Source organism: Fretibacterium fastidiosum (genome assembly GCF_000210715.1).
Lineage (GTDB): Bacteria > Synergistota > Synergistia > Synergistales > Aminobacteriaceae > Fretibacterium > Fretibacterium fastidiosum.
In genome coordinates, this window is sequence record NC_021038.1 from 2,627,511 (window position 1) to 2,633,788 (window position 6,278).

The 6,278-nt window shown below is 65.0% G+C and carries 5 protein-coding genes and 1 pseudogene; 3 read left to right on the plus strand and 3 right to left on the minus strand.

The features are described from left to right. Positions 1-450 precede the first annotated feature (450 nt). From SY1_RS11815 to SY1_RS11825, 3 genes are all read left to right on the plus strand, one after another. On the plus strand, positions 451-1,782 hold the full coding sequence (locus SY1_RS11815; RefSeq protein ID WP_208873875.1) for an ankyrin repeat domain-containing protein: 1,332 nt from the start codon (positions 451-453) through the stop codon (positions 1,780-1,782). A gap of 76 nt (positions 1,783-1,858) precedes the next feature. Further along, positions 1,859-3,145 (plus strand): diaminopimelate decarboxylase, encoded by a 1,287-nt coding sequence (gene lysA / locus SY1_RS11820; RefSeq protein ID WP_015557161.1) that lies wholly within the window; start codon positions 1,859-1,861, stop codon positions 3,143-3,145. A gap of 73 nt (positions 3,146-3,218) precedes the next feature. Next, on the plus strand, positions 3,219-4,124 hold the full coding sequence (locus SY1_RS11825) for a hypothetical protein (RefSeq protein WP_208873876.1): 906 nt from the start codon (positions 3,219-3,221) through the stop codon (positions 4,122-4,124). A gap of 123 nt (positions 4,125-4,247) precedes the next feature. On the opposite strand, the gene SY1_RS11830 is transcribed toward SY1_RS11825, so the two are convergent. From SY1_RS11830 to folK, 3 genes and pseudogenes are all read right to left on the minus strand, one after another. Continuing rightward, positions 4,248-5,306, minus strand: a complete 1,059-nt coding sequence (locus SY1_RS11830; RefSeq protein WP_208873877.1) for a hypothetical protein — start codon at positions 5,304-5,306, stop codon at positions 4,248-4,250. Between the two features lie 26 nt (positions 5,307-5,332). Then, positions 5,333-5,494 carry a hypothetical protein gene (locus tag SY1_RS11835; protein ID WP_015557162.1) on the minus strand — a complete coding sequence of 54 codons (162 nt, stop codon included), beginning with the start codon at positions 5,492-5,494 and terminating at the stop codon, positions 5,333-5,335. A 171-nt stretch (positions 5,495-5,665) separates the two neighbouring features. Continuing rightward, positions 5,666-6,150, minus strand: a pseudogene (gene folK, locus SY1_RS12885) (2-amino-4-hydroxy-6-hydroxymethyldihydropteridine diphosphokinase). Between the last annotated feature and the right edge of the window lie 128 nt (positions 6,151-6,278).

Sequence of the window (6,278 nt, forward strand, 5' to 3'; positions counted from 1 at the left end):
CCGCGCCTGCCCGTGATCCTCCGGATGGCAGAGCTCGCACCACTGTTCGAGACTTCGAGGCCTCGCGTCGGGGGTGAGGCGCAGCGCGGCGAGGAGCGCCGGAGACATGTCCACGTCCCCGGCGGGGAACCTGACGAGCAGGGTGGCGAGTGGCCCAAGGCGCATGAAGTCCTCCCAGAGCGGCGTCATCGCAGGGCTCCGGCCGATGGTGTAACGGGTTCGTCGATCAGGGTGAACGTCATGGAATGCCCCTCTTTGCGTCGTGTCCCGTGCCGCAGCGGAGGTTTCGTGGGCCGTGCGGCATCGCTGCGGGAACGATAATTTCTCCTCAATCCTCCGCGCCTTTTTGAGCCGGCGCGGGGGGAATGTGTTATCATTGAGTATAACATCTGAGGGCCGTGCCGGCAGGCGTCATGACGATCGAAGTTGTGCGGGGCGCGGATCGTTTTTTTGCCGCAGCGGAACTTCGAGGGCGAGCCGGAGTACTGGAGGACGTTTCATCGTGAGGGGGAGTTTGCCTTGCCGGCTGTAAAACTTCATTTTGAAACCATCAAACCCCGTATCATCCGGGCACGGGAGCTGTCCGAGACGCGGGAGCTCCTGGCGGACCTCCTCGTCATGCCGGACGCGCGGCTCCTTCAGATTTTCGGCGTCTCCCGCTGGCAGCCCAGGGAGGTTCACGGCCTGAAGGACCGCATCTTTGCGGGCGTCGTGGGCGAGCTGGCCCGAAACGGCTGGAAGTGCGACTCGGCCTCCTTCGGGACGGGACGCCGGGACACGTTTTTGATGGAGATGGCCCGCCGCGGGTTCGCTCAGACGGTGGACTGCCTCCTCTCCATTGGGGCGGACGCGGACTACAATACGCGGGGTTATGGGGATTCCACGGCGCTGATGGCTGCCTGCGACCCGAACATCATGAGGAGGCTTCTGAAGCACAAGGCGAACCCGATGGAGGTCAACGCCTCCAACGAGACGGATTTCACCTACAAGCTCCTCTCCGGCCTGACCACCGGGGCGCGCTTCTACCTTTACAACACGGGGAACATCCCGTTTCAGCCGCTGCTGGACAACTTCAGGGACTGCGTTCTGAGCCGCAGGACCGTGCCCTACAACCCCATGTTTCCCCTGTGCCTCGTGCCCGTGGTCCCGGAGGGCGTCCACTACAGGAACATCGTGGACGAGAAGCTGGTGGACGCCATGTTTCGGAACCAGTACCTGCCGTTCTCATCCAAGGCGCTGACCTGCGAAATCGACTCGGGGCTCACCGTCTGGCACTACATCCGCACGAAGATGAAGAACGCGCGGGAGGCGTCGCCCGCGCTCCTGACGGCGTACCTGGCCTGCATGAGCAAGAAGTCGGCCTTTCAGACCCCGTCGGACTTCGCCTGCGTCGAGGAATACCTGGAGAAGCCCCTGCCCCGCGACCTCTCTGCTCAGGGGGTGATCTCAAAGTCCCTGTTCGTCCACATGCTCTTCTCCCTGGGGGGACTCTCTCAGATGGAGCTCCTGCGGTGGCTGCTCCTCCTGGGCAAGGTGAACCGGCGGATCGCCTTCTGGATGGATTTCTTCGGCGAGGAACCCTTCAGGGTCACGAACTCGTCGAGGCTGATGGACAACCGGAGGGGCGACACCCACGTCCTGCAGGAGCTGAGCGCCGTGCAGTCGTTGCTCTCCCTGCGCGTCGGGGTGTCGGACAACTTCGGCGAGTTCCCCATCCCCGAGGGGCTCTCGAACCCCACGGCGGACGGGTCGCAGCAGCTCGTTCGGGACTTCAGGCTCTAGGTGCGGGGTCAACCGCCCTCAAGCGGCGTGTTCTTGTTGATGCAGTGCCTTCAAAACGGCAGCGGGAGGGGTTTGGATGGCTCATCTTCTCTGGGGCGGGGCGGACTGCGTGGAGCTTGCGCGGAGCTTCGGAACGCCCCTCTACGTCCTGGACGAGGCCGTGATCCGTGCCCGGTGCGCGGAGGTTCGGCGGGATTTTCTGTCGCGCTGGCCGGGGACCGACGCCTGCTACGCCAGCAAGGCCTTCGTCACCCGCGCGATGGCCCGCATCGTCGATCAGGAGGGGCTGGGCCTCGACGTCGTGTCGCTGGGGGAGCTCCGCACGGCCCTCTCTGCGGGCTTCCCGCCGGAGCGCATCGAGCTTCACGGCAACGCGAAAAGCGAGGTGGAGCTCCGGACGGCCCTCGAGGTCGGCGTGGGGCGGATCGTCGTGGACAGCCTGATGGAACTCGACGTGCTGGCGGACCTCGCGGAGGAGATGGGGCCGGCGGGCGCGGATCCTGCTGCGCGTCGCGCCGGGGGTTTCCGCCAACACGCACGCCTTCATCGACACGGGCGGGTTGGGAGCAAGTTTGGCCTGCCCCTGGAGGGGGACCTTCTTTTCGAGGCCGTTCGGCGGGGGATGGCGCGGAGTGGGCTGGACCTTTTGGGCCTGCACTTCCACGTGGGCTCGCAGCTCTTCGAGCCGGACGCTCACCTGCGCTCCCTGGTCCGCGTCCTGGAGGCGGCGGCGGAGCTGAGGGCCAGGTTGGGCTTTGAGCTGCGTGAGCTGAACTTCGGGGGCGGCTATGGGGCGCGGAGCAACCCGTCGGAGTCCCACGTCCCCATCGCCCTCTTCACCGACGCCATGATGGGGGCTCTGGAGCGGGAGTGCGCGACCCGTGGACTGAAGCGTCCTGTCGCGTCCATCGAGGCGGGGCGCTGGATCGTCTCGGAGGCAGGGATCACCCTCTACCGCGTGGAGGTCGTCAAGGAGCTGCCGGGCCTCACCTACGTGGCGGTGGATGGCGGCATGGCGGACAACCCGCGTCGTCCGCTCTATGGCGCGGTGTACGAGGCGGTCTCGGCGGAGCGGCCCGACGCGGTGGCGGACCGGAGCGGCAGCCGCGTCTCCGTCGTGGGCAGGTGCTGCGAGTCCGGCGATGTTCTGATCGAGGACGCACGCCTGCCCGCCCTCAGGCGGGGGGAGGTGCTGGCGGTCTTCAACACGGGGGCCTACACCTTCTCCATGGCCAGCAACTACAATCGGCTCTGCCGCCCCGCCGTCGTCCTCGTCCGCGACGGGCGGGCGGACCTCATCGTGCGGCGCGAGACGCCGGAGGACCTGCTGGCGGGGGACGAGATTCCGGATCGCCTGGTGTAGAGAGAGGTTGTTTTTTTGCTTTTTTAGTAGTAAAGTTTAAGCAGTCTATCTTTAATCTTGGAGGGATATTGAATTGTATCGTAATAGGTTCAATGCGGTACTGTTTCTCTTGGCGTTTGTTGCGGGCGTCCTCGCCCCGTCGGGTCAGGCGTTGGCCGTCTTGAAGGGCTACACCGCTCCCAATCCTGTGGACCTCTCCTACTCCGTCACGATGCCGAAGGCCATCCACTTCGCGACGGAATCGGGCCGGGACCTTACGGGAGATGGCCTCATCCTTGAGACGAGGGCGAATCTCTTCGTCGACGTGACAGACACCGACAGGGACGGCAGGATCGACGCGGGCGACTACTCGGAGATCACCTACAGGAACCAGGCGATGGTCACCGTGTCCATCGACATCACGCCTGCGGATTTGGCTGCCGTCTCGGCGGATTTCCCAGGCCTGACCGCGAGCAGCCTGGACAACTTCAGCGATCTGCAATACTACCTCCCGGAGAAAGCGAAGAAGGTGAAGGAGGACTGGGCTAAGAAGGCGGAAGAACTCCAGCTCAATTATCGGCGCGGAGTGTACGTATGGACTTCCACGATCGGCGGGGCCAATAAAGACGCCATCACGCTCAGCATGCCTAACGGCAAATTGGACCTGACCGCCTATCCCTACCGTCTGACGTCGTCGCCCATTACTGTCACGGCCACGCAGCAGGGGGGGGACGATAACGCCAAGTTCCCGGAACAGTACGCCACGCTGACTTACGAGTTCTCTCATGAACGCAGCGGTGGGGTGTCGGTCGTCTCGGGCGATGTCGTCAACAAAGGAATCCTGCCCCAGACGCCGCTGTTGAACTTCACGGTGCGCCCCCGCGACCAGGGTGGTGCCGGCGGCGACAACGGCGGCGGAAGCTGCGATGCCCTTGGGCTTGGCACGGCGCTCTTGGCGCTCCCGGCCCTTGGACTGGTGAGGCGCCGGAAGCGCGGATAGCGGAGGCCTCCCTGCGGATCGGACCGAAGCGCACGAGGAAAAGACAGTTAAAATATCAAAGGCCCCCGACCATCGCCGGGGGCCTTTGATATTGGGCTGGGAAATCGGGCCTCTGCGGGCAGGTCACATGAAGAGGTAGCGAACGGCCAGCAGGAGCCCCACCACCGAAACCCCCAGCATGGCGAAGAAGAAGAGGTCGTCCAGGGCCACCACCTTCCGCTCCTTTTCGACGACGGCCCGCTTCGTCTTCAGCCGCAGGTCCTTTGTCAGCGTCAGCAGTCCAAGGATCTCCGGACTGATGCGCAGGTAGATGTAGGTCTTGTCCTTCCGACGGTCGATCTCCTCCACGGGGAAGGTTGGGGACTGGTTCGTGCTCTCCAGAAACTTCTGCACCAGGCCGCCCGTCCCCGCGTTGTTCTTGATGGTGACCTCCACCACGTCGTTGGGGGCGAGCTCCGAAGCCGCCTTTCCCCAGACGGGATCGATGATGGGCAGGCACTGAACGATCGTCTCCTCGAAGGGCTTTTCCGCCCTTTCCTCATCGCCCCCGGCCTCGTCGGACTCCCCGGACGGGCTCTCCATGGGCGTCAGCAGCCCCGCTTCCTCCAGCTCCTTCCGCGTCAGAAACTCCACGTCGCTGGCCACGTTGAAGAAGTTGTGCGTGGCGCGCTCGAACCCGTGGCGGATATCGTTTTCGATGCGGAGCAGCACCCGCTTGGCGTCGAGGCGGCCCTCCTCGAAGAGCTCCGCGCGGTCGGCTTCCTGAAAGAGGTCCGGCAGGATGGCGTTGAGCTTTTCGCCCCATATCGCGTCGTAGGGCCCCAGCTGCGAGAGGAGCCTCATGAAGGACCTCCAGGGCTCGCTGGGCTTGAAGGTGATCTCGGTGTCCGCGCGCGTCAGCCACAGGGTCTGGTTGACGGTCTTCGTGCTGTGTCCGTCGTAGATCAGACAGAAGGCACCGCAAAGGTCCCCGTGCTTTGGAGTGAAGAAGGTGTACTTCAGCGCTACGTAGCCTGGGGCGTCGCCCTCCTGCGCTCCAGCGGCAGGCGGTTCGCCCCCTGCCGCCTGCGTGAGTGCGTCCTCCACCAGGCCGGGCGCGACCTCTGGCGTGTGCGGCAGTGACGCCTCCGGCGTCTCCGCCGCGGAGGGCTGCGGGTGGGCCGCAGGGTCGTTTGACAGCATATCCGCTGGCAATCGGATCAGCTCCTTCAACGGACGGAGTAGCTCTTGGCGCTCCAGGATTTCCCGCGCTTCATCTCGCCCGATATCAGCTCAAGGTAGCGGCCCAGACATTCGGGGCAGCGCTTCGACGAGTCGTTGGCCTCCGCCTCAAACTCCTTTTTGCATTCAAGACACCTGAACTTTGCCATTGAGAATCCCTCCTCACCTCGGTTTGAATTGGGGCGCCGCGTCTCAGGGCCTTCGCTTCCCGCCGCCGCCCCCCGCGCCCGGACGGAGCCCCTCTCCTGCGAACTGCCTCTATAATCATAGGCAAAAGGCCGCCTTTGGTCAATGGCGTTTTTTCGGGAACCTCCGGCAGGTCACAGGGCCGCGATCCGGAGCGGCGGGCAGTCCGAGGCCTGAGACCGGGCCATGTCCGCAACCGTTCGTCCCAGCGCCGGGTGGCGCCAGTCGGGCAAAATTTGCGCCAGGGGGACCAGGACGAACTCCCGGTCCCCCAGGTGGGCGTGGGGAATCCGAAGGTGCGGGGACTCGTAGAGAAGCGAACCGCAGAGGAGGATGTCGACGTCGATGTTCCGCGCCCCCACCGCACGGTCTCCCTGCGCCCCATGTCGCGCTCGATTCCCTTTACGGCGGCCAGCAGGGCCTCGGGGTCGAGGTCGGTCTTCAGCAAGAGGCAGGCGTTGAGAAAGCGGGGCTGCTCCGTAATGCCCCAGGGCTCCGTCTCGAAGACGTCGCTCCTCTTGAGGACGGCGCCCAGCCCCTCGAGGCGGTGGAGGGCCTGACGCAGGTTGGCCAGACGGTTCCCCAGGTTGGCCCCCAGGGCGAGGGCTAACGGCTCCATGGCGCCGCCCCTCGCATGGCCCGCGCCATCGAGAGCGCCTGGCGGTTCTCCCTCACGTCGTGCACCCGGATCATCTCGACCCTCCCCTCCAGCAGCGCGGAGACGGCGGCCGTCCTCTGCAGGCGGTC